Below are 25,993 nucleotides of genomic sequence, written 5' to 3'. Positions count from 1 at the left end.
CAACGCAATCCGGTCCTTAACCTAACCAGTCAAGGTTACTCCTTGTCGTTCTTGCTCTTTTTCTTGCCGTTCTCCGTAGAATCCCGGTCCTTGTCTTTTCCGTTGCCGCTCTCCTTGCGGCGGTTGGTGAAGCGCGCATTGCCGAGCCCGGTGCCGATGGTGAGCACGCCCCAGCGCTCGACATCCTGCATGAACGGCACCTCGGAGAGCCCCTGAACCACGCCGTCATTGTGCATCAGGATCGCGGTGTCGTGCTCGCCGACTTGCGGGATGCCTTCGATCAGGCTCGCCGGCAGGTTGAATTTGCTGCTCTCCCAATTGCCCGGCAGGTTCTGCGCGCCCTTTTCGATGGAGCCGTCCTCCTTGATCACGCCGGGACAGGCGATGCCGATGAACGGCGCGAGCTTGAGGCCCTCATTGTCGGCTTCTTCGATCAATCCCTTCAGCATCTTGGTCAGCCGTTTCACCGCGCCTTCGCGGGTCGGCTCATCATCGGCATGACGCCACAGCTCGGCCTTCCAGACCGAGGCTTTCGAGAGATCCTTCGCCTTCTTCCAGGAGGTTTCGACCACGCCGCAGCGGATATTGGTGCCGCCGATATCGACGGCGAGAATGCCGTCGTAACCCTCGAAAATCCAGGATGGCGCCAGATGCAGCGCGCCGAGCAGGCCCGCCTCGTCCGGATGGTGGCCGATCGGCAGCATGTCGATCTTGAACCCATCGGATTTCAGGATGATCTCGGCGCGTGCGATCGCGAGCTCCCCGAGCCGGGAATCGCGAAAGCCGCCGCCGACCACGATCCGCTCGGTCTTGGCCCAGGCCTTCGACTTGAGGAAGCGGCGCGTGACATAGGCGAGCTCCTGGGCAAAGTCCTCGATCGCGCTATGCACCACGGCGGAGGCTTCGGTGTCGTCGCCGACCAGCATCGCATCCAGCGTCTTCTTGCTGATGCTCTCCGACGGCTCCTTGCCGAACGGGTCCTCGCCGGTCTTGCGCAGCGGCTTGCGCCAACGGTCGAGTATCTCGCGAAACGCGCCCTTGCTGGCGCGATCGCCGAGAAAGCCGTCGTCGTCCTTCATCTCGATGTTGAAGCTGTCGACATCCACCGACGGCAGGCGGCCCGCGCCGTGGTTGGCGATGCCCGTGGTCTTGACCAATTCGTCTGTTGCCATTGGGAGCCCTTGCCCGCTTGGAAATGCCGGGGACAACGGTGGGGGAACTCGTTGGTTGCAGCCGCGGCCATTTATCCCTAAGCAGGTCGGGGCCATGAAAAGCCGGCCAAATCCTTCAGATTCGGGCCGTTTTCGCCCGGGTTTTCCTTGACTCGGGGCCTTAAGCGGCTATAAGTCCGGCCATCCGGCGCGGGAGTTCTCGCGCCGCTTGCTTTTGCGTGGTTTCTCAATGGGATACCCCAGCCGCGCAAAAATCGTAAACCCATAGCGACTGACAAAAAGCCGACCCGGACGCCTCCGCGTCCAGAGGCCGGGATTGAACACGAAGGAAAAAAACGATGTTCGCAGTCATCAAAACCGGCGGCAAGCAGTACCGTGTCGTTCCGGATGATGTCTTGGAAGTTGGCAAGATCGCCGGCGAAGTCGGCACGATCGTGCAGTTGAATGAAGTTCTGGTGGTCGGCGGCGACACGCCGGTCCTGGGCGTCCCGACGGTCGCCGGTGCATCCGTTGCGGCCGAGGTGCTCGACCACAAGCGCGGCCCGAAGGTGATCGCCTTCAAGAAGCGCCGCCGCAAGAATTCGCGCCGCAAGCGTGGCTACCGCGACGAGATCACGGTGCTCCGCGTCACCGAGATCCTGACGGACAACGCCAAGCCTACCAAGGGCCCGCGTCCGAAGAAGGAAAAGGTGGCGAAGGAAGCCGCCGAATAAATTGATCACGCCAATTCACGAATTGATGCGTGAGAAATTGTGAAATGATTCCGTCAAGGAATTGATCTAGAAATACGCAGGATTTCGGAGACGAGCTATGGCTCATAAAAAAGCAGGCGGTTCATCGCGTAACGGACGCGATTCGAAGGGCAAGCGCCTTGGCATCAAGGTGTTCGGCGGGGAGCGCGTGATTCCCGGTAACATCATTGCGCGTCAGCGCGGCACCACCTGGCATCCCGGCCTTAATGTCGGCATGGGCACGGACCACACTCTGTTCGCCAAGGTGGAAGGTCGCGTTGCGTTCCAGGCTAAAGCCAACGGCCGCACCTTCGTATCGGTACTCCCGATCGCAGAGGCGGCTGAATAGACGGTGGATCAAATTTGGAGTCCGCCGGGTCCTGACCAAACCGGCGGAGTCCAGAAATAGGCTCCAGGGGAGGCGGGAAACCGGCCTCCCCTTTTCGTTGACTTAGTGACTTTGACGGAGCCGAAGATGTTGCAGGATTTTTCGAGTGCGACCTTGCGAGAGGCGAGACCGAGCGTCGTCGCCACCGAGCGGCTGACACTGCGCCGCCCGACGCTTGCCGACGTCAGGACCATCGCCCAACTTGCCAACGATCGCCGCATCGCGGAGAACACCCGCCGCCTGCCGCACCCCTATTCGGCTGATGACGCCGTCGAATTCGTTCGCGCCACCGCCGAGCTCGGCAGTGAGACCGTGTTCCTGATCGAGCACGACACCACACCGGTCGGCATGGTCGGCATCGACTGCTCCATCCCCGACAATGCCGAACTCGGCTACTGGCTCGGCGTCGAGCACTGGGGCAAGGGCTTTGGCACCGAAGCGGCTCGCGGCGCGATCGACTTCTTCTTCGAGGAGTTCGACGACGACCACCTCTATGCCGGTGCCCGCGTCACCAATCCGACCTCGCGCAACGTGCTGGAGAAGTGCGGCTTCCAGTGGAGCGGCGTTCAGCTTCACCGCTTCCTGTCGCTCGGCTCCTCCACCCCCGTCGACTGCTTCCGCCTGACCCGCGGGGTGTGGTCGTCGCTGAAGAGCTGGAGCAGTGCGAGAAGGGTGAGGTAGGGGCTGCTGACCCCCCTCCCCTGGAGGGTAGGGGCGTCGCATATGAAAGAGAGTTTGGTAGGCAGCCGCGTTGCGGCCCATCCTTCGAGACGCCCGCTGTAGGCGGGCTCCGCCTTACGGCGCGTCTCGAACCATGAAGGCCCGAGCGCGTTCGCGCCACAGGCCCACATGCGATTCCCCTGCCCTCCAGGGGAGGATAAGCATCAAACCGGCGGATTCACCTGCTCGTCCTGCCGGCCGAGATCGCGTTCGCGCAAATAGATGTAGAGGCCAGCGCCGATGATGATGGCGGCGCCGACGATGGTGGCGATCTGCGGCACATCGCCGAACACGACGAAGCCGAAGATCACGGCCCAGACGATCATCGAATATTGATAGGGCACGACGACGCTGGCCGGCGCGAGCTTGAGCGAGCGGTTGACGCAGAACAGCGCCGTCACCGAGACGCAGCCCGCCAGCGCGAAGATCACGAGGCTGCCCTTGGTCGGCGGCACCCAGTGAAATGCCGACAGCACTGCGCCGAGCAGGAACGTTCCGACAAACTGCGATGACGCCATCACGATGTCGGGCGTTTTGCGCAGGCTGCGCGTGATCAGCATCAAGGTCGCGAACGACAGGCTGCCGCCGAGCGCGATCAGCGCCGGCAGGCTGATCGTCTGCGCCGAGGGGCGCAGCGCGATCAAGACACCGCAGAAGCCGATCAGGATCGCCGTCCAGCGCCGCCAGCCCACCTTCTCACCCAGGAACAGCGCCGACATCGCGGTGACGAAGATGGGGCCGGCGAGATAGTAGGTGATGACGTCGGCGAGCGGCAGATAGACGGTCGCGAGAAAGAAGGCCGCCACCTCCAGCGTCGACAGCGTGACGCGAAAGAGCTGCAGCCATGGCCGCTCCAGGTTCAGGAAACCACGGCGCTGCCGCCAGATCAGCGGCGTCAGCAGAACCAGCGCCGCACAGGCACGCAGAAACAGGAGCTGCCCCACCGAATAAGTCCCGACCAGGAACTTGCCCATGGCGTCGCCGAACGAGAACATGAAGATCGACAGCACCATCAGCGCGATGCCGGCGAGGCGCGCGGAGCGGTCGTCATAAGCGGAGAGATTCTTGAAGAGGGACATTGCTGTCGTTCGTGGAAAACCCGTCATTGCGAGGAGCTCTTGCGACGAAGCAATCCAGTCCGTTTCCGCGGAGACAGACTGGATTGCTTCGCTGCGCTCGCAATGACGAGCGGAGAGAGCGTCAGGAACCGGCGACTAGAGTCGCTTGCAGCCGTTTTAATGGCGCAGGCGCGCCGGACAAGCCCACGGCGAGCGAATTGAACGGATTGTCGCACCCTTCGCATCGCGGTAGCGATAGGTGTTCACCGACAAAGAGCCAAAGACATGACCGAGTTCGATCCGGCCCAGCACCGCATGATCTCCCAGCAACGCTGGTTTGAAGATTTCGTGGTCGGCGAGCGCTTCGTGCTGCCGAGCCGGACCCAGACCTCGGCGGTGTTCGCGGCGTTCCAGACCGCGAGCGGCGACACCCATCCGGTGCATTACGATGTCGAATATTGCCGCGCCCGCGGCATGCCGCATCTGCTTGCGCACGGGTTTCAGACGCTGATCCACACCGCGCCCGGCGCGGGCCTCTTCCCGTTCATGGTCGAGGAGTCCCTGGTCGGCTTCCTCGAACAGTCCAGCCGGTTCCTCAAGCCCGTGTTCGCCGACGACACCATCTATCCCGCGCTCGAGGTCACCGAGCTGGCGCCGGGACGCTCGACCGGCGTCGTGACCCTGACGAGCACCGTGTTCAACCAGCGCAGGGAGCTGGTGCTGGAGGGCACGCAGAAATTCCTGATCCGCCGCCGGCCGACAGGTTAAGCAACGGGCGAAAATCGTCGAAATTCGGCCGATTCACGGGCAAGTTCGGGTTGCCGGGCGTGCCCGGCTGGCCTACCTATGACCCATGAAATTCCTCGACGAAGCAAAGGTCTATATCCGCTCCGGTGACGGCGGGAACGGCTGCGTGGCGTTCCGCCGCGAGAAGTTCATCGAGTTCGGTGGCCCCTCCGGCGGCAATGGCGGCCGCGGCGGCAATGTCATCATCGAGGTCGCCGACGGGCTCAACACGCTGATCGACTACCGCTACCAGCAGCACTTCAAGGCCCAGAAGGGCGAGAACGGCATGGGTTCGGACCGCCACGGCGCCAACGGCAAGGCGATCGTGCTGAAGGTCCCTGTGGGCACGCAGATCTTCGACGAGGACCGCGAGACGCTCATTCACGACTTCACCAAGGTCGGCGAAAAATTCGTGCTGGCCGAGGGCGGCAATGGCGGCTTCGGCAACGCGCATTTCAAGTCCTCGACCAACCGCGCTCCGCGCAACGCCAATCCCGGCCAGCCCGGCGAGGAGCGCTGGATCTGGCTGCGGCTGAAGCTGATCGCGGATGCCGGCCTCGTCGGCCTGCCCAATGCCGGCAAGTCGACCTTCCTGGCCGCGGTCAGCGCCGCCCGGCCGAAGATCGCCGACTATCCCTTCACCACGCTGCATCCGCAGCTCGGCGTCGTGAATGCCGATGGCCGCGAATTCGTGCTGGCCGACATTCCAGGTCTCATCGAGGGCGCGCACGAAGGCGCAGGTCTCGGCGATCGCTTCCTCGGCCATGTCGAGCGCTGCCGCGTGCTGCTGCATCTCGTCGATGCAACCTGCGAGCATGCCGGCAAGGCGTACAAGACTGTACGCAAGGAGCTCGATGCCTATGGCGGACAGCTCACCGACAAGATCGAGATCGTCGCGCTGAACAAGATCGACGCGGTCGAGCCGGACGAGTTGAAGAAGCAGAAGGACCGCTTGAAGCGCGCCGCCAAGAAGACGCCGCTGCTGCTCGCGGGCGCGACCGGCCAGGGCGTCAAGGAAGCGCTGCGCGCACTTGCCGACGTGATTGGCGAAAGCCCGGTGTCGAGCAAGGCCAAGAGCGCCGCCGAAGCAGAGCCGTGGTCGGTCGACGTCGAGCGTTGAGTCCGGCCCGCTTGTCTTCGCTGGCGCGATAGCGCAGCATCCGGCAATCAAGAAGAAGCAGGGGCAGGGCATGGCGCGCGCGAAGAACGTTCTCTGGATCATGTGCGACCAGCTTCGCTACGACTATCTCGGCTGCACCGGCCATCCGACGCTCAAGACGCCCAACATCGACGCCATGGCGAAGCGCGGCGTGCTCTTCACCAACGCCTATGTGCAGTCGCCGATCTGCGGCCCGTCGCGGATGTCGTTCTACACGGGGCGCTACATGCGCTCGCACGGCTCGCACTGGAACGGCTGGCCACTGCGTGTCGGAGAGCCCACGCTCGGAGATCACCTGAAGAAGATCGGCGTGCGCAACGTGCTGGTCGGCAAGACCCACATGGCGCCCGATCTCGAAGGCATGAAGATGCTCGGCATCCCGCCGGAATCGATCATCGGCGTGCACGTCGCCGAGTGCGGTTTTGAGCCTTATGAGCGCGACGACGGCCTGCATCCGACCGGACGGCCGCGCCCGAAATACGATGAGTATCTCCGCAAGCAGGGATTCGAAGCCACCAATCCCTGGGAGCATTGGGCGAATTCAGGCGCGGCGGAAGATGGCAGTCTGCAGAACGGCTGGCTGCTGGTGCACGCCGACAAGGCCGCGCGCGTGCCGGACGAGCACTCCGAGACGCCCTACATGACGCGGCGCGCGATGGACTTCATCAGCGAGGCCGAGACCGACGGCCGGCCGTGGTGCCTGCATCTGTCCTACATCAAGCCGCACTGGCCCTATATCGCGCCCGAACCCTACGCCAGCATGTACAAGACGGCGGACATGATTCCGGTGATCCGCTCCGAGCGCGAGCGGCAGAACGCGCATCCGGTGTTCGGCGCCTACATGGACATGCGCTACTCTCGCAACATGGCGCGCGACGACGCCCGCGAGAAGGTGATCCCGACCTATATGGGCCTGATCACCCAGATCGACGATCAGATGGGCGTGCTGATGCAGTTCCTGGAGGAACGCGGCCTGCTGGAGACGACCATGATCGTGTTCACCTCCGATCATGGAGATTATCTCGGCGATCACTGGATGGGCGAGAAGGATCTGTTCCATGAGCAGTCGGCAAAGATCCCGCTGATCGTCATCGATCCGTCGAAAGAGGCCGACGCCACGCGCGGCACGCGCAGCGATGCGCTGGTCGAGGGAATCGACCTCGCGCCGACATTCGTCGATTATTTCGGCGGCAAGGTGCCGGCGCACATTCTCGAGGGCCGTTCGCTGTTGCCGCTGCTGCGCGGCGAGAGGCCGTCCGACTGGCGCAAGGTGGCGTTCTCCGAGTACGACTACGCCATGCAGGACGTGCGGCTGAAATTGAACCAGCCGATCGAGCGCTGCCGCCTGTTCATGGTGTTCGACGGCCGCTGGAAATATATCCACGCCTCCGGCTTCCGCCCGATGCTCTATGACCTCGAAACCGACCCGCAGGAATTCGTCGATCGCGGCGATGATCCCGAATGCGCCGGCATCATTGCGCGGCTTCAGGCGGAGCTGTTCGACTGGGCGCTGCACCCCAACGATCACATCACCACACCCCGTGAGAAGATCGCGGCCTATGCCGACAACCAGCTCCAGGTGAAGGGCGGCATTTTGATTGGCATCTGGGACGAGAAAGAGCTGGCGGCAATCCAGGACGGAATCGCTCAGCGCGCGAAGCTATAGGCCCCTCATGGTGAGGAGGTGCTTAAGCGGCTCCTCATGTGATGCGCTGATAGCAGGCTCCGCTCTCTCCCCACGTCATTCCGGGGCGCGCGTCAGCGCGAGCCCGGAATCCATTGCACAGCCGCCGCTGCGGCCCGATGGATTCCGGGCTCGCGACTTCGTCGCGCCCCGGAATGACGAGAAATAATCTCACAAGCAATCAGGATGACGGAAGAGTGCAGGGCGCGCCGCCTCAATTCTCGATCTTGTACCCCGTCGCCTTGACGATCGGCTGCCAGAACGCCGTGTTCGCGGCGAGCTCCTTGGATAGCCCGTCCGCAGTGCTGCCGACCGGGATCAGGCCGATCGCGGTGAGCCGCTCCTTCACCTCGGGCTTGGCGAGCGCGGCACCGGCGGCTGCGCTGAGCTTGCTTGCGAACTCCGGCGGGCTGCCGGCGGGAAGCCACATGCCGTACCAGGCATCCGCGACGAGATCGATGCCGCTCTCCTTCAGTGTCGGAACGTCAGGCGCGAACGGCGACCGCTCGGCGCTCGACACGGCGAGGATCGTAACGCCCCTGGCGCGATGCTGCGGCAGCGCATCGGCCAGCGTCGTGATGCCGAACGGCATGTGGCCGCCGATGAGATCGTTGAGGATCGGCGCGCTGCCGCGATAGGGCACGCGGCTCAGGGAAATGCCGAGCTCCTTCTCGAGCTTCGAGCCCATGAAATGCGGGATCGTGCCGTTGCTCGGCACGCCGAACGTCGCCTTGTCGGGATGCGCCTTCAGCCACGCGACAAATTCCTTGAAATCCTTGACCGCGATCGCCGGGCCGATCACGAGCGCGAATTCGAACCGCGCCAGCAGCGACACCGGCATGAAATCCTTCGCCGTGTCGAAGCTCGGCGTCGTCTCCACCATCGGCAGCAAGTACATGGTGGGGCCGGTCGTCACCAGCACCATGCTGCCGTCGGCGCTGGCGCCCTTCACCGCCTTGATGCCGATCAGGCCGTCGCCGCCGGTGCGGTTCTCGACCACGATCGTCCGCTGCAGCACCGGCGCGATTTCCTGCGCCACCAGCCGGCACAGCGTGTCGCCGCCTGCGCCTGCCGCAAACGGAAAGATGATCTTGGTCAGCCCGGCCTGGGCTTCCGCCCCACCTGCCTGCGCCAGCAGCGGCAGTCCGAGACATCCGGCCATGAACTTGCGGCGATCCATTCGTTTCCCCTTCTGAGCCGATTCTGGTTGGCGGCATTAGAGCCTGCCGGGCGCCCGGGACAAGGCCGACGTTGGTGCCGTTTACCATGCCGGCCGCCTTGCGCCGGCCATCGTCCTGCTGCAAAAGCAGCCTCATCGGCGCCGCTTTCGCTCCGCCGTCTCCAATGCAGAGCAATTCGTCGCACGCGCCATGGCCAGCCCGCAACTCAGTCAATTCCGCCGCATCGTCGTCAAGGTCGGCTCCGCGCTGCTGGTCGATTCCGACAAGGGCGAGCTGCGCGCGTCCTGGCTCGCCGCGCTCGCCGCCGACATGGCCAAGCTGCATCGCGAGGGACGCGATGTCCTCGTCGTCTCCTCGGGCTCGATCGCGCTCGGCCGCAGCCGGCTGAAACTGCCGCGCGGCCCGCTGAAGCTGGAAGAAAGCCAGGCCGCCGCCGCCGTCGGCCAGATCGAACTGGCGCGGATCTGGTCGGAGGTGCTCGGCGCTCACGGCATCGGCGCCGGCCAGATTCTGGTGACGCTGCAGGATACCGAGGAGCGCCGCCGCTATCTCAATGCGCGCTCGACCATCGGCAAGCTGCTGGAGTGGCGAGCCATCCCCGTGATCAACGAGAACGACACGGTCGCCACCAACGAGATCCGCTACGGCGACAATGATCGCCTCGCCGCGCGCGTCGCCACCATGGCGAGCGCCGACCTGCTGGTGCTGCTCTCCGACATCGACGGCCTCTACGACGCTCCGCCGAAGAACAATCCGAACGCAAAGCTGATTCCGGTGGTCGAGAGCATCTCCTCGGAGATCGAGGCGGTGGCGGGCGACGCCGAGTCCGAACTGTCGCGCGGCGGCATGCGCACCAAGGTCGAGGCGGCAAAGATCGCCACCACCGGCGGCACGCATATGCTGATCGCCTCGGGCAAGATCGAGCACCCCCTGCAGGCGATCGCCGATGGCGGCCGCTGCACTTGGTTCCTGACCCCCGCCAATCCCATCACCTCGCGCAAGCGCTGGATCGCGGGTTCGCTGGAGCCGAAGGGCACGATCACGATCGACGCCGGCGCGGTTGCGGCGCTGCGCGCCGGCGCCAGCCTGCTGCCGGCCGGCGTGATCAAGGTCGAGGGCCAGTTCGCCCGCGGCGACGCCGTGATCGTGCGCGGCCCCGACACCAGCGAAGTCGGCCGCGGCCTGATCGCCTACGACGCCGAGGATGCCGAACGGATCAAGGGCCGCTCGTCACCGGACGTAATGACCATCCTCGGCATCAGCGGCCGTTCCGAGATGATCCACCGGGACGACTTGGTGGTGGGCGGGTAGCGCTCGGAAAGCATCCGCGCCGTCATGCCCGGGCTTGTCCCGGGCATCCACGTTCTTTGTACCGTGGGGCAAGCCGTGGATGGCCGGGTCAAGCCCGGCCATGACGTCGGGGCTGGGCCAGTGGCCGAGCCCCGAACACGCCAACCGAAGCCCAGCCATACCCTTCCCGCCCTTCGCAGCCGCGGGATTTCCGTGCTAGGACACGCCCTTAGCAGAAGGTTGAACCCATGGCCGCCCCCCTCAAAGCCCTCGACGGCAATGCCGATCTCCAGGCGCTGATGTCCGATCTCGCCGCCAAGGCCCGCGCGGCTGCGCGCGTGCTGGCGCTGGCGCCGCCGGAGCAGAAGAACCGGGCGCTGGAAGCCATGGAGCGGGCGATCCGCAACAACGCGGCCGCCATCCTCGCCGCCAATACCGAGGACGTCGCGGAGGCCCGCGCCTCCGGCAACGTGACCTCCTCGTTCATCGACCGCCTGACGCTGACGCAGGCGCGCGTCGATGGCATGGCCGAGGGCATCGCCATCGTGCGCGGCATCACCGATCCGGTCGGCGTCGTCACCGAGAGCTGGCAGCGGCCGAACGGCATGACCATCGAGCGCGTGCGCGTGCCGCTCGGCGTCGTCGGCGTGATCTTCGAGAGCCGGCCCAACGTCGCGGCGGATGCCGGCGTGCTGTGCCTCAAGTCCGGCAATGCCGTGATCCTGCGCGGCGGCTCCGACAGCTTCCGCTCCTGCCGCGCGATCCACGAATGCATGGTGCAGGGCCTGCGCGAAGCCGGCCTGCCGGAAGCCGCGATCACGCTGGTGCCGACGCGCGACCGCGCCGCGGTGGGCATGATGCTGTCCGGATTGAACGGCGCGGTCGACGTGATCGTGCCGCGTGGGGGAAAAAGCCTCGTCGCGCGCGTCGAGGCAGAAGCGCGCGTGCCGGTGTTCGCGCATCTCGAAGGCGTCAACCACGTCTATGTCGATGCCAGCGCCGATCTCGCCATGGCGAAATCGATCGTGCTCAACGCCAAGATGCGCCGCACCGGCGTCTGCGGCGCGGCCGAGACGTTGCTGGTCGATCGCGCCGGCGCTGCGAATAGCCTGAAGCCGCTGGTCGAGATGCTGATCGACGCCGGCTGCGAGGTGCGCGGCGACGATGCCGTGCAAAAGACTGACGCGCGCGTAAAGCCTGCGAGCGAGGACGATTGGGACACCGAATATCTCGACGCGATCATCGCGGCGAAAGTGGTCGACGGCGTCGACGGCGCGATCACGCACATCCAGAACCACGGCTCGCATCACACCGATGCGATCGTGAGCCAGGATGAGGCCACCGCGAAGAAATTCCTGAGCGAGGTCGATTCCGCGATCGTGCTGCACAACGCCTCGACCCAGTTCGCCGATGGCGGCGAGTTCGGCTTCGGTGCCGAGATCGGCATCGCCACCGGCCGCTTTCACGCCCGCGGTCCGGTCGGCGCCGAGCAGTTGACGAGCTTCAAATATCGCGTCCACGGCACCGGGCAGACGCGGCCGTAACGTCGCGAGGCGCGGGCATTGAGCAACAAATTCGTCGTGCCGCGTTTCGTGGCGCAAGCGATCCCACCCTACACGGAGGGCATGCGCATCGGCCTGCTCGGCGGCTCGTTCAATCCGCCGCATCAGGCGCATCGCGCGATCAGCAGGTTCGCGCTGACGCGCCTGCAGCTTGATCGCGTCTGGTGGCTGGTGACGCCGGGCAATCCGCTGAAGGAGAACGGCACGCTGCATGAGCTCGGCGCACGCATGCAGGCCGCGCGCGACGTCGCGAACGATCCGCGCATCGAGGTGAGCTGTCTCGAATCCGTCATCCGCACGCGCTACACTATCGACACGATCAACACGTTGCGCCGCCGCCTCACCGGCTTGCGCTTTGTCTGGATTATGGGCGCCGACAACCTCGCTCAATTCCATCGTTGGCAGGACTGGCGGCGCATTGCCGCCCAGGTGCCGATGGCAGTCATCGATCGCCCGCCGCAGAGCTTTCGCGCCCTCGCCTCCCCCGCCGCCAAGGCGCTTGCGCGCTACCGCGTGCCCGAGTCGGAGGCCGCATTGCTCGCGGATCGGCGGGCGCCGGCCTGGGTCTTCCTGACAGGGTTGAAACTGAACCTCTCCTCAACCGGCCTGCGGAACTCGGACGGAAGCTGGAAAGGTACGAAGTGAGACACAGTTGAGAGACGGAGTGTGGGGCTGGGGGCTCTCTGGCATATTGAAACCCTTAACCCCACATGATGTAGTGTAACCGGTGAACACCGGATTCGGTGTTCGCGATACAGTGAAAGGAATGGTCCCTGGCCACGTCTGTATTGTCCAAGTCTGTTTTACCCAAGGTAGCGAAACCGACGCGTAAAACATCGACCAAAGCTGCGGCCTTGAAGGCGCAACCCGACGCCGACAAGACGCTGAGCCTGATCCTCTCCCGCCTCGACGATATGAAGGCGGAAGAGACGGTCACCATCGACCTTCGCGGCAAATCCGCATACTCCGACTACATGATCGTCACCACCGGCCGGGTCAACCGGCACGTTGGCGCGATCGCGGACAACGTCACGAAGGGCCTCAAGGAAAACGGCATCAGGAACATCCATGTCGAGGGCTTGCCCAATTGCGACTGGGTGCTGATCGATTCCGGCGATGTGATCGTGCACGTGTTCAGACCCGAGGTCCGTGAGTTCTACAATCTCGAGAGATTGTACACGCAGGGCCCTGGGGCGGCGAAGGCGATCTAGAGACCTAAGAGCCGATTTCGAATCGGCTGACGCGCATGCTAGCGTCGTGCGCGCGCGAGATGCGCGCGGTCTTGAAAACGCGACTTCCAGAAGACGTCATGCGTATTGCTGTCATTGCGGTGGGCCGGCTGAAGCAGGGCCCCGAACGGGAGCTTGCCGACCGCTATTTCGCGCGGTTCGACGAGGTCGGCCGCAAGCTCGGTTTCCGCGAGCTCACCGTCCATGAAATTTCCGAAAGCCGCGCGCGCGATGCCGCGACGCGCATGGCCGAAGAGGCCGCCGCGATCGCTGCACACATTCCGGACAAGTCGATCCTGGTAGCACTGGACGAGCGCGGCCAGAATCTCGACTCCACCGTATTCGCACGGCATCTCGGGCGCTGGCGCGACGAGGGCGCCGGTCATACTATCTTCGTGATCGGAGGGGCGGACGGACTTTCGCCCGAATTGCGCCGTAAGGCCAAGCTCGCGATCGCGTTCGGCTCGGCGACCTGGCCGCATCAAATGGTCCGCATCATGATTCTGGAACAGCTTTATCGGGCCGCAACCATTCTGGCCGGCCATCCCTACCATCGCGCGTGATCCGCGCCCTGACGAAACGATTCTTCGACTGATGCAGCGCGCGCCGAGCCTCACTGTGTTGCTGATCGCGGGCTTCGCCGGCGCAAGCCTCGCGCAAGCCCAGACGGCGACGCCGGCCCCGCAGGCCGCGGCGCTCTCGTCCGAAGCGATCAAGCAACGCGAGCAGGAGCTGGAAGCCGCCCGCGCGCAGCAGAAGAGTGCCGAGGAGGCGCAGGCCAAGCTCAAGGCCGAGATCACCACGCTCGGCCAGGATCGCACCCAGCTCAATCAGCAATTGATCGACACCGCCGCCAATGTGCGCACAGTCGAGACCAAGATCGACGAGGCCGAGGCACGGCTGCAAAACCTGAACGGCCGCGAGCAGGAGATGCGCACCTCGCTTGATTCGCGCCGCGCCGACATCGTTGAAGTCCTGGCTGCGCTCCAGCGCGCCGGCCGGCGCACGCCGCCGGCGCTCCTGGTGCGCCCCGAGGACGCGCTGCAATCCCTGCGCACCGCCATGCTGCTCGGCGCGGTGGTGCCGGAACTGCGCGGCCGCGCCGAAAGGATCGCGAGCGAGCTCGGCGAACTCGTGGCCTTGCGCAGGAACATTGCCACCGAGCGCGATCAGCTCGGCGCCGACCGTGACAAGGTTCGCAACGACCAGACCCGGCTCACCGCTCTGGTCGACGAACGTCAGCGCCAACAGGCCTCGCGGGAAAAGGACCTCGATGCCGAGAAGACGCGCGCCATCACGCTGTCCAGGCAAGTGGGCGATCTCCAGGGCCTGATCGCGAAGATGGAGCAGGACCTGCAAAGCGCCGCCAAGGCCGCTGAGGCCGCAAAGCAGGCTGCGGCTGCGAGCCAGGCCGCAGCCAACGCCAAGCCCGGCCCGGCGGTTTTCAAGGACCGGTCCCGGACCAGCCCGGCGATCGCCTTCGTCTCAGCCAAGGGCCTGCTGCCTTTTCCGGTTAACGGTAACAAGATCAGGGACTTTGGCGGTTCCGACGGCGTCGGCGGCGTGCAAAAAGGCATTTCCTTGGCAACCCGGCCCGGATCCCAGATCACGACGCCGTGCGACGGCTGGGTGGTCTATGCCGGCCCGTTTCGCAGCTATGGACAACTCTTGATCCTCAATGCCGGTGGCGGGTATCATGTCCTGATCGCCGGGATGGAGCGCATTTCGGTCAACATTGGACAGTTTGTGCTCACGGGGGAACCGGTCGCGACCATGGGGTCGACATCCCAAGTCGCCTCCATTCTCGCCACTAACGCGAGTCAACCTGTGCTGTATGTCGAGTTCCGCAAGGACGGGACTCCAATCGATCCAGGCCCATGGTGGGCCGCAAATGAAGGCGAGAAGGTTCGCGGATGATGCGCAAGACTTCAGTTATCCTCCTCAGCGCGGCCACCGGTGCGGCGCTGACGCTGTTCGTGACCCAGCCGCGCGCGGTGTTCATGGGCTCGAGCGCACGGGCGGCGACCGCGGACACCTATCGCCAGCTCAATTTGTTCGGCGACGTCTTCGAGCGCGTGCGCTCCGACTATGTCGAGAAGCCCGACGACACCAAGCTGATCGAATCCGCCATCAGCGGCATGCTCACCGGCCTTGATCCGCATTCGAGCTACATGGACGCCAAGAGCTTCCGCGACATGCAGGTGCAGACCCGCGGTGAGTTCGGCGGCCTCGGCATCGAGGTCACCATGGAAGACGGCCTGATCAAGGTGGTCTCGCCGATCGACGACACCCCGGCCTCGCGCGCCGGCATCATGGCCAACGACATCATCACCAATCTCGACGACGAAGCGGTGCAGGGCCTGACCCTGAACCAGGCGGTCGAGAAGATGCGCGGTCCGGTCAACACCAAGATCAAGCTCAAGATCATCCGCAAGGGGCAGGACAATCCGATCGACGTCACCTTGGTGCGCGACAACATCCGCGTCCGCTCGGTGCGCGCGCGCATCGAGGCCGACGACATCGCCTATATCCGCATCACCACCTTCAACGAGCAGACCACCGAAGGCCTGAAGAAGGAGGTTGCGAACCTCTCCAACCAGATCGGCGACAAGCTGAAGGGCTTCATCATCGACCTGCGCAACAATCCGGGTGGCCTGCTGGAAGAAGCCGTCACCGTCTCCGACTCGTTCCTGGAGAAGGGCGAGATCGTGTCGACCCGCGGCCGCAATGCCGAGGAGACCCAGCGCCGCACCGCCCATGCGGGGGACCTGACCAAGGGCAAGCCGGTCATCGTGCTGATCAACGGCGGCTCGGCCTCGGCGTCGGAAATCGTCGCCGGCGCGCTGCAGGACCACAAGCGCGCGACCATCGTCGGCACGCGCTCCTTCGGCAAGGGCTCGGTGCAGACCATCATCCCGCTCGGCTCGGGCAATGGCGCGCTGCGGCTGACTACGGCGCGCTATTACACGCCGTCGGGCAAGTCGATCCAGGCCAAGGGCATCGTGCCCGACATCGAGGTGCTGCAGGACGTGCCGGACGAGCTGAAGTCACGCACCGACACCAAGGGCGAGGCCTCGCTGCGCGGCCACCTGAAGAACGACGGCGACGAGAAGACCGGCTCGCAGTCCTACGTCCCGCCGGACGCCAAGGACGACAAAGCGCTCAAGATGGCCGACGACCTCCTCCACGGCATCAAGAACAGCGCCTCCGCAGCGCCTGCCCCGGGCAGCGACAAGGCCGCGGCCGACAAGCCCAAGGCGGCGAACTGATCGCACCACGATATCTGTCGGAAAGGGCGGCTCCTGGAGCCGCCCTTTTTGTTTGGAGCTTGAACGCCGCGCCCCCGGCCTATCCCGGCCTGCCGCCGCTTGACCGTGGCGTGGTATCGTCGGCCCGAGTGATTCGGGATCGCGCATGACTGAAACGGCCGATGATCTGAGCGCCCCGCTCGGACAGGATACGCCGCACCGGAAACGCCGGCTGCGGCTGCCGTTCACCGCCATGCAGGCGCTGGCCGTCATGCTCGGCCTGTTCCTGGTCAGCTTTGCCGGCTTTGCCATCTTCAACAAGGATCCGCTCGGCGGCGAGCCGATGGTGCGGATCGCGATCCGCGAGCCGAAGGCGACCGAGGACAAGCCGGCCGCGCCGGCCGCATCCAGCCACGGGCACGAGACCAAGGAAGCGCCGAAACAGGCCGCGCCGGGCGAGCAGAAGACCGTCACCATGATCGACGGCTCCACCGGCGCACGCCGCGACGTGGTGATCGGCAGTGGCGACGACGCCGGCGACAAAGACGCCGCGTCCGCTCCGCCGCCCGTCATGGCCGGGATCGACCAGAAACTCCTGGAGAAGTCGCGCTACGGCATGATTCCCGTGGTCGCGGACGGGGCGAGGCCGTTCAACGTCTATGCGGCGGACGCCGACCGCGCCAAGGCCGCCAAGATGCCGGTGGTCGCGATCGTGATCGGGGGCCTCGGCGTCGGCGCGGCCAAGACCACCGATGCGATCATGAAGCTGCCGCCGGCAGTGACGCTGGCCTTCACGCCCTATGGTGCCGATCCCGGCAAGCTCGCCGAGCGCGCCCGCGCCCAGCGCCACGAGATCTTCCTGCAGATCCCGATGGAACCCTACGACTTCCCCGACAATGATCCGGGGCCGCAGACGCTGCTGACGTCCCTCAGCCAGGACCAAAACCTCGACCGTCTGTACTGGCATCTGAGCCGGATGCAGGGCTATGCCGGCATCACCAATTTCATGGGCGCGCGCTTCGTGGCAACTGACGCGGCGATGCAGCCGGTCATCCGCGAGGCGGCCAGGCGCGGGCTCGGCTTCTTCGACGACGGCTCCTCGCCGCGCAGCATCGCACCCCAGGTCGCGGCCGGCCAGTCGATGCCGTTCGGCAAAGGCGACATCGCGCTCGACGCGGTGCCGACGCCAACCGAGATCGACCGCGCCCTGAACAAGCTCGAATCGGTCGCGCGCGAACGCGGCGTCGCCGTCGGCACCGCCTCCGCGCTTCCGGTCTCGATCGAGCGAATCGGGACCTGGATCAAGACGCTGGGGGACCGGGGTATCCTATTGGTGCCATTGACAACCGCGATGCTGAAATCAAAATCCAGCTAAATCAACGAATTGGTTCGGCACGGGTCTCAAGGGGCCGACGTGCCTGCCGGCAGGAAATGAGAGGTTTGGCGGAATGGCGCGTTACGAGGATCTGCCCTACCGAACCTGCGTCGGCGTGATGTTGATCAACAAGAAGGGGCTGGTTTTCATCGGCCGCCGAGCCGGCGGCATCGAGCATGTCGACGAGGCCCATGTCTGGCAGATGCCGCAGGGCGGCGTCGATCCCGGCGAGGACACCTGGGAGGCCGCCAAGCGCGAGCTCTATGAGGAGACCAGCGTGCGCTCGGTGGAGCGGATCGGCGAGGTCCCGGACTGGCTGATCTACGACATTCCGCGCACGGTCGCCGGCCGCGCCTGGAAAGGACGTTACCGCGGCCAGCGCCAGAAATGGTACGCGGTGCGCTTCACCGGCAAGGACAGCGAGATCGACGTCGAACATCCCGGCGGCGGCGGCCACAAGGCCGAGTTCGTGACCTGGCGCTGGGAGCCCATGAAGAATCTCACGGAGCTGATCATTCCGTTCAAGCGCCCGGTCTACGAGCGCGTGGTGAAGGAATTTTCCGCGCTGGCGGATGAGTGATTTGCATCGTCATTCCGGGACGTGCGAAGCACGAACCCGGAATGACGATGGAAACACATCGGTGACCAATCAAAAGCCCTACCGCCCCAATGTCGGGATCGCCCTCTTCAACGCCGACGGCCGCGTGCTGATCGGCCATCGTTTCAAGGGCGACGGACCCGAGATCATCCTGCCCGGCCTTGACTGGCAGATGCCGCAGGGCGGCGTCGACGAGGGCGAGAACCTGCGCGATGCGGCGATGCGCGAGCTCTGGGAAGAGACCAGCGTCACCAGCGCCGAGTATCTCGGCGAGACCGATTGGTTCACCTACGAATTCCCGCCCTATAACGGGCCGCAGACGCATCGCCTCGCGAAATTCCGCGGCCAGCGTCAAAAATGGTTCGCGCTGCGCTTCACGGGGCGCGAGGACGAGATCGACCCGCTGACGCCGCGTAACGACCAGCCCGCCGAATTCGATGCATGGCGGTGGGAAAACCTCGATCGCGTCGCCGATCTCGTCGTGCCGTTCCGCCGCGAGGTGTATCGCGCGGTGGCGGAGCAGTTCGCACCGTTCGCGCGTTGAGTGCTGATGAGCCGCCTTTGGAAGGCGGTGCACTTCACCTCGCCCGCTTGCGGGGAGAGGTCGGAATTCAAGCGCAGCTTGAATTCCGGGCGAGGGGGACTCTCCGCGAGTCCGCCTCTCATCGCCCCTGTGGAGACGCCCCTCACCCCAACCCTCTCCCCGCAAGCGGGGCGAGGGAGCGCACCTACTCTGACGCGGGTCGATTTCTTCCAACTCAGCCTAGTTCGTAGGTCCGACCGTGAATGGCCCGATCGCGATGACGTGGCAATCGCTGTCGTGCTTGGCGCAATCGGCCAACGCTGAATTGACCGCGGTCTGCTCGTCCGCGGCCTTCAGTCCGAGACCGGGCCGGCCTGCGGTGCCGACGGCGACTGCATTCCAGCCCATGCCGTCGCCGAGCTTGCGCACGACCTCGTCGCGCGCATCGGCCACGATCGAGGGATTCGAGGCGGCATGGAAGAATCCGGTGATCCTGAGCACGGTCGGGAGCGGCACGACGAAATTGTCGTCGACCGCCACGATCATGCAGGCGACGCCGGCGATCGCGCCGCAGGATTCCAGCGCACGCCGCGCCGACTCGTCGACGGACGACGTGCCCAGCACCATGAAGTACTGACCGCCCGGGCCGAGCGCGATCGAGCGAGATTTCGCGGCCGGCACATACATGTTCTCGAGCCGGACTCTTGCCGAATCGCGCACGATCGGAAAGTCCTTCGAGGCGAACGCGCGCTCGGTCATGACGTCATGGCGAACCCACGGCTGCGGCGGCATCGGCGGCTTGCCATGCGTGTAGACGACCGTATTGCCGACGGCATAGAGCTCGCAGCGGCGCGGCGATTGCGCGGAGTCGGCCCGCTTCTGGCACTGGTCGAGCGCCATGTTGCGCGCGGCTTCCTCGTTCGGCTGGTTGAGGCCGTAGCCGACGAATCCGCCGATGTTCAGGGCGAAAGCCTTATGGTCGCCGGCGGCGGAATACTCATTGGAGAGATAGGCACGCACGCGCTCGCCGACGAAGGGCACCGTGTCCGCCGGGAGCTTGCCGCCTGAGACGGCTGGCGGCGACGGGACGGACACCGGCGCCGGCGTGGCCGCGGCCACGGCGCTTGGTGCCGGCATCGGTGCCTTTGCGGCTATCGCGGGCGTCGGGCTTGGGACTGCCGCTGCTGCCGCACTCGGCACCGGGCTCGGCGTGGACGCAGCAACGGCCGACGGCGCCTTGGTGGTCTCGAGCTTGGTGAAATAGAGGAAGCCGCCGACGCCAATCGCGACGATGGAGACGACGCCGACCACCAGCGGCCACATCCAGTTCGGTGCGGATGCGGGCTTGGCCACCTTCTTCACCTGCGGCGTGGCGTAGGTGCCGTCCTCGCGCCGCATCGCCACCATGTAGGCGTGCACGGGCGTCGGGATGTTCTTGACCTCCTGCGCGCCGATATCGGCGAACTGCACCGAGAGCTTGTTGGCGACCTGCTCGTGCACGGCACGGGAGACGCAGATGCCGCCGACCTCGGCGAGCCCTTCCAGCCGCGCCGCGATGTTGACGCCGTCGCCCAGAAGGTCGCCGTCGCGCTCAACCACGTCGCCGATGGTGATGCCGATCCGGAACGACATCTGCCGGCTCGGCGGATAGGCCATGTTGCGGGTCCGCAAGGACTCCTGGATGTCGATCGCGCAGCGCACCGCGTCTACTGCGCTCGGAAATTCGGCGAGCACGGCATCGCCCGCCGTGTTGAAGATGCGCCCGCCTGCTTTCGCAATGAAATCGTCGACGACCTCGCGATAGGACGCCAGACGCCGCAGCGTCTCTTCCTCGTCTTCCGCGACCAGCCTTGAATACCCGGCAATATCGGCCGCGAAAATCGCTGCGATCTTGCGTTTCATCTGCACCAGCCCCGGAACAAAATTCGCGAGCGCAGAATGCCGTTATCGGCGGCGCGGTGCAACAAAGTTTCAGCGCCCGCCACGGTAGTGACGAGCGCTGAGCCTATTCAGGAATTTCAGTTCGAGCCCCGGAGCGATGCCCCGGGGCTTAGTGCATCGCCGTCGTATTGAGCTCGTGCTGGATGCTCTTGTAGTGGTCGAGCCGCGCGATCGCGAGATCGAGCTCGCCGCCTTCCTTCTCGGACAGCTTTTCCTGCATCTGCTCGATGGTATCGGCAAACTGCGCCCGATCAATTTCCTCGATCGAGGTGGCGACGTCGGCGAGAACCGTCAGGCGATCGTCGGAGACTTCGGCGAGACCCCCGAGCACGATCACCTTCTGCTTCTGGCCGCCGCTGAAGACGGTCAGGATGCCCGGGCGGATCGCTGCGACCACAGGAGCATGCCCGGCAAGCACGCCGAAATCACCTTCCCAGCCGGGAATGTCGACCTGGTCGACTTCGCCGGAGAATGCGAGCCTTTCGGGGGAGACGAGATCGAAGTGGAAGGTGGCCATGGAGAACCTGCGAATGGTGGGTAGCGAATGGCGAGTGGCGAAAACAGGGAGCAGCTATTCGCTACTCCCGCTTCGCTATTCGCCAGCTCAGGCGGCCTCGGCCGCCAGCTTCTTGCCCTTCTCGACTGCCTCTTCGATGGTGCCGACCATGTAGAAGGCGGCTTCCGGCAGGTGGTCATACTTGCCTTCGCAGAGGCCGCGGAAGCCCTTGATGGTGTCCGCGAGGTCGACGAACTTGCCGGGCGAGCCGGTGAAGATTTCGGCGACGTGGAACGGCTGCGACAGGAAGCGCTCGATCTTGCGGGCGCGGGCCACCGTCAGCTTGTCCTCTTCCGAAAGCTCGTCCATGCCGAGAATGGCGATGATATCCTGCAGCGACTTGTAGCGCTGCAGCACCTGCTGGACCTGGCGCGCAGTGTCATAGTGCTCCTGACCGACGACGAGCGGCGAGAGCATGCGCGAGGTCGAGTCGAGCGGGTCCACCGCGGGGTAGATGCCCTTTTCCGAGATCGCGCGCGACAGCACGGTGGTGGCGTCCAAGTGCGCGAACGAGGTCGCGGGCGCCGGGTCGGTCAAGTCGTCGGCCGGAACGTAGATGGCCTGCACCGACGTGATCGAGCCCTTCTGCGTGGTGGTGATGCGCTCCTGCAGCGCGCCCATGTCGGTGGCGAGCGTCGGCTGATAACCCACCGCCGAAGGAATACGGCCGAGCAGCGCCGACACTTCCGAGCCGGCCTGGGTGAAGCGGAAGATATTGTCGACGAAGAACAGCACGTCCTGGCCCTGGTCGCGGAAGTGCTCGGCGACGGTGAGACCGGTGAGGCCGACGCGGGCGCGGGCGCCCGGCGGCTCGTTCATCTGGCCAAACACCAGCGCGCACTTCGACTTCACGCTCGGATCCGGATTGTGCGGATCAGCGTTGACCTTGGACTCGATGAACTCGTGATAGAGATCGTTGCCCTCACGGGTACGCTCGCCGACGCCGGCGAACACGGAGTAACCACCGTGCGCCTTGGCGACGTTGTTGATCAGCTCCTGAATCAGCACGGTCTTGCCGACGCCGGCGCCGCCGAACAGGCCGATCTTGCCACCCTTCGCGTATGGAGCAAGAAGATCCACGACCTTGATGCCGGTGACGAGAATTTCGGCTTCGGTCGACTGGTCGGTGTAGGTCGGCGCTTCCTGGTGGATGGCGCGCAGGCCTTCGGACTTGATCGGACCGGCTTCGTCGATCGGCTCGCCGATGACGTTCATGATGCGGCCCAGCGTGCCGTCACCCACGGGAACCGAGATCGGTTGACCGGTGTCGGTCACTTCCTGGCCGCGCACCAGACCTTCGGTGGCGTCCATCGCGATCGTACGGACGGTCGACTCGCCGAGGTGCTGCGCGACTTCGAGCACCAGGCGGTTGTTGCCGTTCTTGGTCTCCAGCGAGTTGAGAATGGCCGGCAGGTGGCCTTCGAACTGCACGTCGACGACGGCGCCCATGACCTGAGTAACGCGACCGATCTGGTTGGCTGCTGTAGCCATTTACTGTCTCCTTCGATCCGAATTTCGCTTCCGGTCAGACTGCTTCTGCGCCGGAGATGATTTCGATGAGTTCCTTAGTGATCTGGGCCTGACGCGTGCGGTTGTAGACCAGCGTCTGCTTGCGGATCATTTCGCCTGCGTTGCGCGTGGCGTTGTCCATCGCCGACATCTGCGCGCCGTAGAACGAGGCGTTGTTCTCGAGCAGGGCGCGGAAGATCTGCACCGCGAGATTGCGCGGCAACAGGCGCGTGAGGATCTCGTCCTCCTCCGGCTCATATTCATAAGAGGTGGTGCTCGTAGCCGCGCCCTCCTCAACCACCAGCGGAATGATCTGCTGGGCGGTCGGGATCTGCGCGATCACCGACTTGAATTGCGAGTAGAACAGCGTGCACACGTCGAACTCGCCGGCATCGAACCGCGCCAGCACCTTCTTTGCGATATCCTCGGCGTTGACGAAACCGAGCTGGCGGACAGAGCGAAGGTCCAGGTGCTCGACGATCTGCTTCTCGAACAGGCGGCGGAGCTGCTCATAGCCCTTGCGGCCGACGCAGAAGAATTTGACTTCCTTGCCTTCGTTCATCAGCGCCAGCGCACGCTCGCGCGCCAGACGAACGATCGAGGAGTTGAAGGCGCCGGACAGGCCGCGCTCGCCGGTGCAGACCAGCAGCAGATGAACCTGGTCCCTGCCGGTGCCGGCCAGCAGTGCCGGAGCGCCCGGCGAGCCCGCGGCTGCGCTGGCAATATTGCCGATCACCGCGCTCATCTTGTCGGCATAGGGACGAGCAGCCTCGGCGGCGGTCTGCGCGCGGCGCAGCTTCGAGGCCGCAACCATCTGCATCGCCTTGGTGATCTTTTGCGTCGCCTTGGTGGAGGCGATGCGGACCCGCATGTCTTTAAGTGACGCCATTCTTCGTTCACCCCGGCAGCCCGACTGATGTCGAACCGCTAGCCTATCCCTAGAGCAATGCCCGGCCGGGTGCCGGGCATACCTGTTATTGTGTTGCCTCTCGCGAAGCGGACATGGCCGGAGAACCGGCCATGCAGCATCAGGCGAAGGACTTCGCGAAGCCCTCGACCACCGACTTCAGCTTGGCAGCGGTGTCGTCGGAGAGATCGCGGCTGTCGCGGATGGCGTTGAGGATCTCAACGTTCTTGCCCCGCAGGAGCGACAGAAGACCGTCCTCGAACGCACGCACCTTGTTGAGCGGGAGCGGATCGAGATAGCCGTTGGTACCGGCCCAGATCACGCAGACCTGCTCTTCCATCTTCAGCGGCGCGAACTGCGGCTGCTTCAGCAGCTCGGTCAGGCGCGAGCCGCGGTTGAGCAGACGCTGGGTCGAGGCGTCGAGGTCGGAGCCGAACTGCGCGAAGGCCGCCATTTCGCGGTACTGCGCGAGCTCGCCCTTGATCTTGCCGGCGACCTTCTTGGTGGCCTTGGTCTGCGCCGAGGAGCCGACGCGGGACACCGACAGACCGACGTTCACCGCCGGACGGATGCCCTGGAAGAACAGGTCGGTCTCCAGGAAGATCTGGCCGTCGGTGATCGAGATGACGTTGGTCGGAATGTAGGCCGACACGTCGTTGGCCTGGGTTTCGATGACCGGCAGCGCGGTCAGCGAGCCCGAACCCTGATCCTTGTTGAGCTTCGCAGCGCGCTCGAGCAGGCGGGAGTGGAGATAGAACACGTCGCCCGGATAGGCTTCGCGGCCCGGCGGGCGGCGCAGCAGCAGCGACATCTGGCGGTAGGCGACGGCCTGCTTGGACAAGTCGTCATAGATGATGACCGCGTGCATGCCGTTGTCGCGGAAGTACTCGCCCATGGTGCAGCCGGTGAACGGGGCGATATACTGCATCGGTGCCGGATCCGAAGCGGTCGCGGCGACGACGATCGAGTATTCGAGCGCGCCCTGCTCTTCCAGCACCTTCACGAACTGGGCGACGGTCGAACGCTTCTGGCCGATCGCGACGTAGACGCAATACAGCTTGATGTTCTCGTCGGGCTGGGCGTTGAGCGGCTTCTGGTTCAGGATGGTGTCGAGCGCGATCGCGGTCTTGCCGGTCTGGCGGTCGCCGATGATCAGCTCGCGCTGGCCGCGGCCGATCGGGATCAGGGCGTCGATCGCCTTGAGGCCGGTCGCCATCGGCTCGTTCACCGACTTGCGCGGAATGATGCCGGGCGCCTTGACGTCGACGCGCATGCGCTTGTCGGCCTGGATCGGGCCCTTGCCGTCGATCGGGTTGCCGAGCGCGTCGACGACGCGGCCGAGCAGGCCCTTGCCGACCGGCGCGTCCACGATGGCGCGGGTGCGCTTGACGGTCTGGCCTTCCTTGATCTCGCGGTCGGCGCCGAAAATAACGATACCGACGTTGTCGGTTTCGAGGTTCAGCGCCATGCCGCGGGTGCCGTTCTCGAACTCGACCATTTCACCGGCCTGGACGTTGTCCAGACCGTAGACGCGGGCGATACCGTCGCCGACGGACAGCACCTGCCCGACTTCGGAGACTTCAGCTTCCTGGCCGAAATTTTTGATCTGGTCCTTGAGGATCGCGGAAATTTCCGCGGCGCGGATGTCCATCAGCCTGCCTCTTTCATCGCGTGCTTGATCGAATTGAGTTTGGTGCGAAGCGAACCATCAACCATGCGGCTGCCCAGCTTGACGACAAGGCCACCGATGATCGCGGGATCGACTTTCACGTTCAGCGCGACGTCCTTGCCGGTCACCGACTTCAGGGCAACCTTGAGGGCGTCGAGATTCTTGTCCGAGAGCGCTTCCGCCACCGTGACATCCGCCGTCGTCTCGCCCTTGAACTTGGCGACGAGAGCGCGATAGGCGCGGATGACATCGGCCACCGCGAACAGGCGGCGGTTGGCGGTCAGCACTTTGAGGAAATTGGCGGAGATGCCGGCGATGCCGGCCTTGTCCAGCACGGCCGACAGCGCCCTGGACTGGGCGTCGGCGGCGAAGACCGGGCTGCGGACGAGGCGCTTCAGATCGGCGCTCTCATTCAGCAAGGCCTCGAACCTGTCGAGGTCGGCTTTGACCTCATCGACCACCTTCTGGTCGCGGGCCAGTTCAAACAAGGCCGTTGCATAACGGCCGGACACACCTGAAACGGACGTATCTTCTGCAGCCACAGACGCGCTCTTTTAGCTGTCAAACTCGCAAGGGAAAAACCGTCGCCACGGAAGCGGCGCCTAGCGATCCAAGCCCTTGGAATTCAAGCGGGACTTCGATTTTCGACCGACACAGGAAGTGCCGGGATCGTTAAAATCGCGGCTTTGCTAGCATGGCAGGCGCGC

25 protein-coding genes are annotated in these 25,993 nt (G+C 64.8%); 16 read left to right on the top strand and 9 right to left on the bottom strand.

Features of this window, described 5'->3' with window-relative positions:
* Positions 1-35: 35 nt before the first annotated feature.
* The gene (locus tag K289_RS0127880) at positions 36-1,172 is read right to left on the bottom strand and encodes an ROK family protein (RefSeq protein WP_027554525.1); all 1,137 of its coding nucleotides are present in this window, start codon (positions 1,170-1,172) and stop codon (positions 36-38) included.
* 338 nt (positions 1,173-1,510) lie between these two features.
* Between K289_RS0127880 and rplU the strand changes: the two genes are divergently transcribed.
* The 3 genes from rplU (at position 1,511) to K289_RS0127865 (ending at position 2,972) form a co-directional block, all read left to right on the top strand.
* Positions 1,511-1,885 (top strand): 50S ribosomal protein L21, encoded by a 375-nt coding sequence (rplU, locus tag K289_RS0127875; RefSeq protein WP_027554524.1) that lies wholly within the window; start codon positions 1,511-1,513, stop codon positions 1,883-1,885.
* 97 nt (positions 1,886-1,982) lie between these two features.
* Complete coding sequence (gene rpmA / locus K289_RS0127870) at positions 1,983-2,252, top strand: 50S ribosomal protein L27 (RefSeq protein ID WP_027554523.1); 270 nt, start codon at positions 1,983-1,985, stop codon at positions 2,250-2,252.
* Between the two features lie 126 nt (positions 2,253-2,378).
* A complete protein-coding gene (locus K289_RS0127865; RefSeq protein ID WP_027554522.1) occupies positions 2,379-2,972 on the top strand; it encodes a GNAT family N-acetyltransferase in 594 nt (197 codons plus the stop codon).
* 203 nt (positions 2,973-3,175) lie between these two features.
* Here K289_RS0127865 and K289_RS0127860 read toward each other — a convergent pair whose 3' ends face one another.
* Positions 3,176-4,090, bottom strand: coding sequence for a DMT family transporter (locus K289_RS0127860; RefSeq protein WP_027554521.1), 915 nt, complete (start codon positions 4,088-4,090; stop codon positions 3,176-3,178).
* A 264-nt stretch (positions 4,091-4,354) separates the two neighbouring features.
* Between K289_RS0127860 and K289_RS0127855 the strand changes: the two genes are divergently transcribed.
* From K289_RS0127855 to K289_RS0127845, 3 genes are all read left to right on the top strand, one after another.
* On the top strand, positions 4,355-4,837 hold the full coding sequence (locus K289_RS0127855; protein ID WP_027554520.1) for a MaoC family dehydratase: 483 nt from the start codon (positions 4,355-4,357) through the stop codon (positions 4,835-4,837).
* Positions 4,838-4,922: 85 nt separating this feature from the next.
* Positions 4,923-5,975, top strand: a complete 1,053-nt coding sequence (obgE, locus tag K289_RS0127850; RefSeq protein ID WP_027554519.1) for a GTPase ObgE — start codon at positions 4,923-4,925, stop codon at positions 5,973-5,975.
* 70 nt (positions 5,976-6,045) lie between these two features.
* Positions 6,046-7,680: an alkaline phosphatase family protein gene (locus tag K289_RS0127845; protein WP_027554518.1), complete on the top strand. Its 1,635-nt coding sequence runs from the start codon at positions 6,046-6,048 to the stop codon at positions 7,678-7,680.
* A gap of 232 nt (positions 7,681-7,912) precedes the next feature.
* On the opposite strand, the gene K289_RS0127840 is transcribed toward K289_RS0127845, so the two are convergent.
* Complete coding sequence (locus K289_RS0127840; RefSeq protein ID WP_027554517.1) at positions 7,913-8,878, bottom strand: Bug family tripartite tricarboxylate transporter substrate binding protein; 966 nt, start codon at positions 8,876-8,878, stop codon at positions 7,913-7,915.
* 190 nt (positions 8,879-9,068) lie between these two features.
* On the opposite strand from K289_RS0127840, the gene proB reads away from it, so the two are divergent.
* From proB to K289_RS0127790, 10 genes are all read left to right on the top strand, one after another.
* Positions 9,069-10,190 (top strand): glutamate 5-kinase, encoded by a 1,122-nt coding sequence (gene proB / locus K289_RS0127835; RefSeq protein WP_027554516.1) that lies wholly within the window; start codon positions 9,069-9,071, stop codon positions 10,188-10,190.
* Positions 10,191-10,417: 227 nt separating this feature from the next.
* The gene (locus K289_RS0127830) at positions 10,418-11,713 is read left to right on the top strand and encodes a glutamate-5-semialdehyde dehydrogenase (protein ID WP_027554515.1); all 1,296 of its coding nucleotides are present in this window, start codon (positions 10,418-10,420) and stop codon (positions 11,711-11,713) included.
* Positions 11,714-11,731: 18 nt separating this feature from the next.
* Positions 11,732-12,376 carry a nicotinate-nucleotide adenylyltransferase gene (locus K289_RS0127825; protein ID WP_027554514.1) on the top strand — a complete coding sequence of 215 codons (645 nt, stop codon included), beginning with the start codon at positions 11,732-11,734 and terminating at the stop codon, positions 12,374-12,376.
* 209 nt (positions 12,377-12,585) lie between these two features.
* Positions 12,586-12,942 carry a ribosome silencing factor gene (rsfS, locus tag K289_RS0127820; RefSeq protein ID WP_027554513.1) on the top strand — a complete coding sequence of 119 codons (357 nt, stop codon included), beginning with the start codon at positions 12,586-12,588 and terminating at the stop codon, positions 12,940-12,942.
* A 98-nt stretch (positions 12,943-13,040) separates the two neighbouring features.
* Positions 13,041-13,523: a 23S rRNA (pseudouridine(1915)-N(3))-methyltransferase RlmH gene (gene rlmH / locus K289_RS0127815; RefSeq protein ID WP_027554512.1), complete on the top strand. Its 483-nt coding sequence runs from the start codon at positions 13,041-13,043 to the stop codon at positions 13,521-13,523.
* Positions 13,524-13,554: 31 nt separating this feature from the next.
* A complete protein-coding gene (locus K289_RS0127810; RefSeq protein WP_035686011.1) occupies positions 13,555-14,877 on the top strand; it encodes a murein hydrolase activator EnvC in 1,323 nt (440 codons plus the stop codon).
* On the top strand, positions 14,874-16,229 hold the full coding sequence (locus tag K289_RS0127805) for a S41 family peptidase (protein WP_027554510.1): 1,356 nt from the start codon (positions 14,874-14,876) through the stop codon (positions 16,227-16,229). Before K289_RS0127810 ends, K289_RS0127805 begins: the two co-directional genes overlap by 4 nt.
* A 145-nt stretch (positions 16,230-16,374) precedes the next feature.
* Positions 16,375-17,583 carry a divergent polysaccharide deacetylase family protein gene (locus K289_RS0127800; RefSeq protein ID WP_027554509.1) on the top strand — a complete coding sequence of 403 codons (1,209 nt, stop codon included), beginning with the start codon at positions 16,375-16,377 and terminating at the stop codon, positions 17,581-17,583.
* Between the two features lie 73 nt (positions 17,584-17,656).
* Complete coding sequence (locus tag K289_RS0127795; protein ID WP_027554508.1) at positions 17,657-18,163, top strand: RNA pyrophosphohydrolase; 507 nt, start codon at positions 17,657-17,659, stop codon at positions 18,161-18,163.
* 61 nt (positions 18,164-18,224) lie between these two features.
* The gene (locus K289_RS0127790; RefSeq protein WP_027554507.1) at positions 18,225-18,725 is read left to right on the top strand and encodes an RNA pyrophosphohydrolase; all 501 of its coding nucleotides are present in this window, start codon (positions 18,225-18,227) and stop codon (positions 18,723-18,725) included.
* A gap of 219 nt (positions 18,726-18,944) precedes the next feature.
* Here K289_RS0127790 and K289_RS0127785 read toward each other — a convergent pair whose 3' ends face one another.
* The 6 genes from K289_RS0127785 to K289_RS0127760 form a co-directional block, all read right to left on the bottom strand.
* Entirely contained in the window at positions 18,945-20,606 is a 1,662-nt protein-coding gene (locus K289_RS0127785) for an adenylate/guanylate cyclase domain-containing protein (RefSeq protein ID WP_027554506.1), read from the bottom strand.
* Between the two features lie 148 nt (positions 20,607-20,754).
* Positions 20,755-21,162 carry a F0F1 ATP synthase subunit epsilon gene (locus tag K289_RS0127780; RefSeq protein ID WP_027554505.1) on the bottom strand — a complete coding sequence of 136 codons (408 nt, stop codon included), beginning with the start codon at positions 21,160-21,162 and terminating at the stop codon, positions 20,755-20,757.
* Between the two features lie 87 nt (positions 21,163-21,249).
* Positions 21,250-22,692 (bottom strand): F0F1 ATP synthase subunit beta, encoded by a 1,443-nt coding sequence (gene atpD / locus K289_RS0127775; protein ID WP_027554504.1) that lies wholly within the window; start codon positions 22,690-22,692, stop codon positions 21,250-21,252.
* 34 nt (positions 22,693-22,726) lie between these two features.
* A complete protein-coding gene (locus K289_RS0127770; RefSeq protein ID WP_027554503.1) occupies positions 22,727-23,599 on the bottom strand; it encodes a F0F1 ATP synthase subunit gamma in 873 nt (290 codons plus the stop codon).
* Between the two features lie 139 nt (positions 23,600-23,738).
* The gene (gene atpA, locus K289_RS0127765; RefSeq protein ID WP_027554502.1) at positions 23,739-25,268 is read right to left on the bottom strand and encodes a F0F1 ATP synthase subunit alpha; all 1,530 of its coding nucleotides are present in this window, start codon (positions 25,266-25,268) and stop codon (positions 23,739-23,741) included.
* On the bottom strand, positions 25,268-25,828 hold the full coding sequence (locus K289_RS0127760) for a F0F1 ATP synthase subunit delta (protein ID WP_027554501.1): 561 nt from the start codon (positions 25,826-25,828) through the stop codon (positions 25,268-25,270). Before K289_RS0127760 ends, atpA begins: the two co-directional genes overlap by 1 nt.
* Positions 25,829-25,993 lie beyond the last annotated feature (165 nt).

The organism is Bradyrhizobium sp. Cp5.3, from assembly GCF_000426265.1.
In the GTDB taxonomy this organism is placed as follows: Bacteria; Pseudomonadota; Alphaproteobacteria; order Rhizobiales; family Xanthobacteraceae; genus Bradyrhizobium; species Bradyrhizobium neotropicale.
Note: the sequence above shows the minus strand (reverse complement) of the source record. Positions and strands in the feature narration are given on the sequence as shown.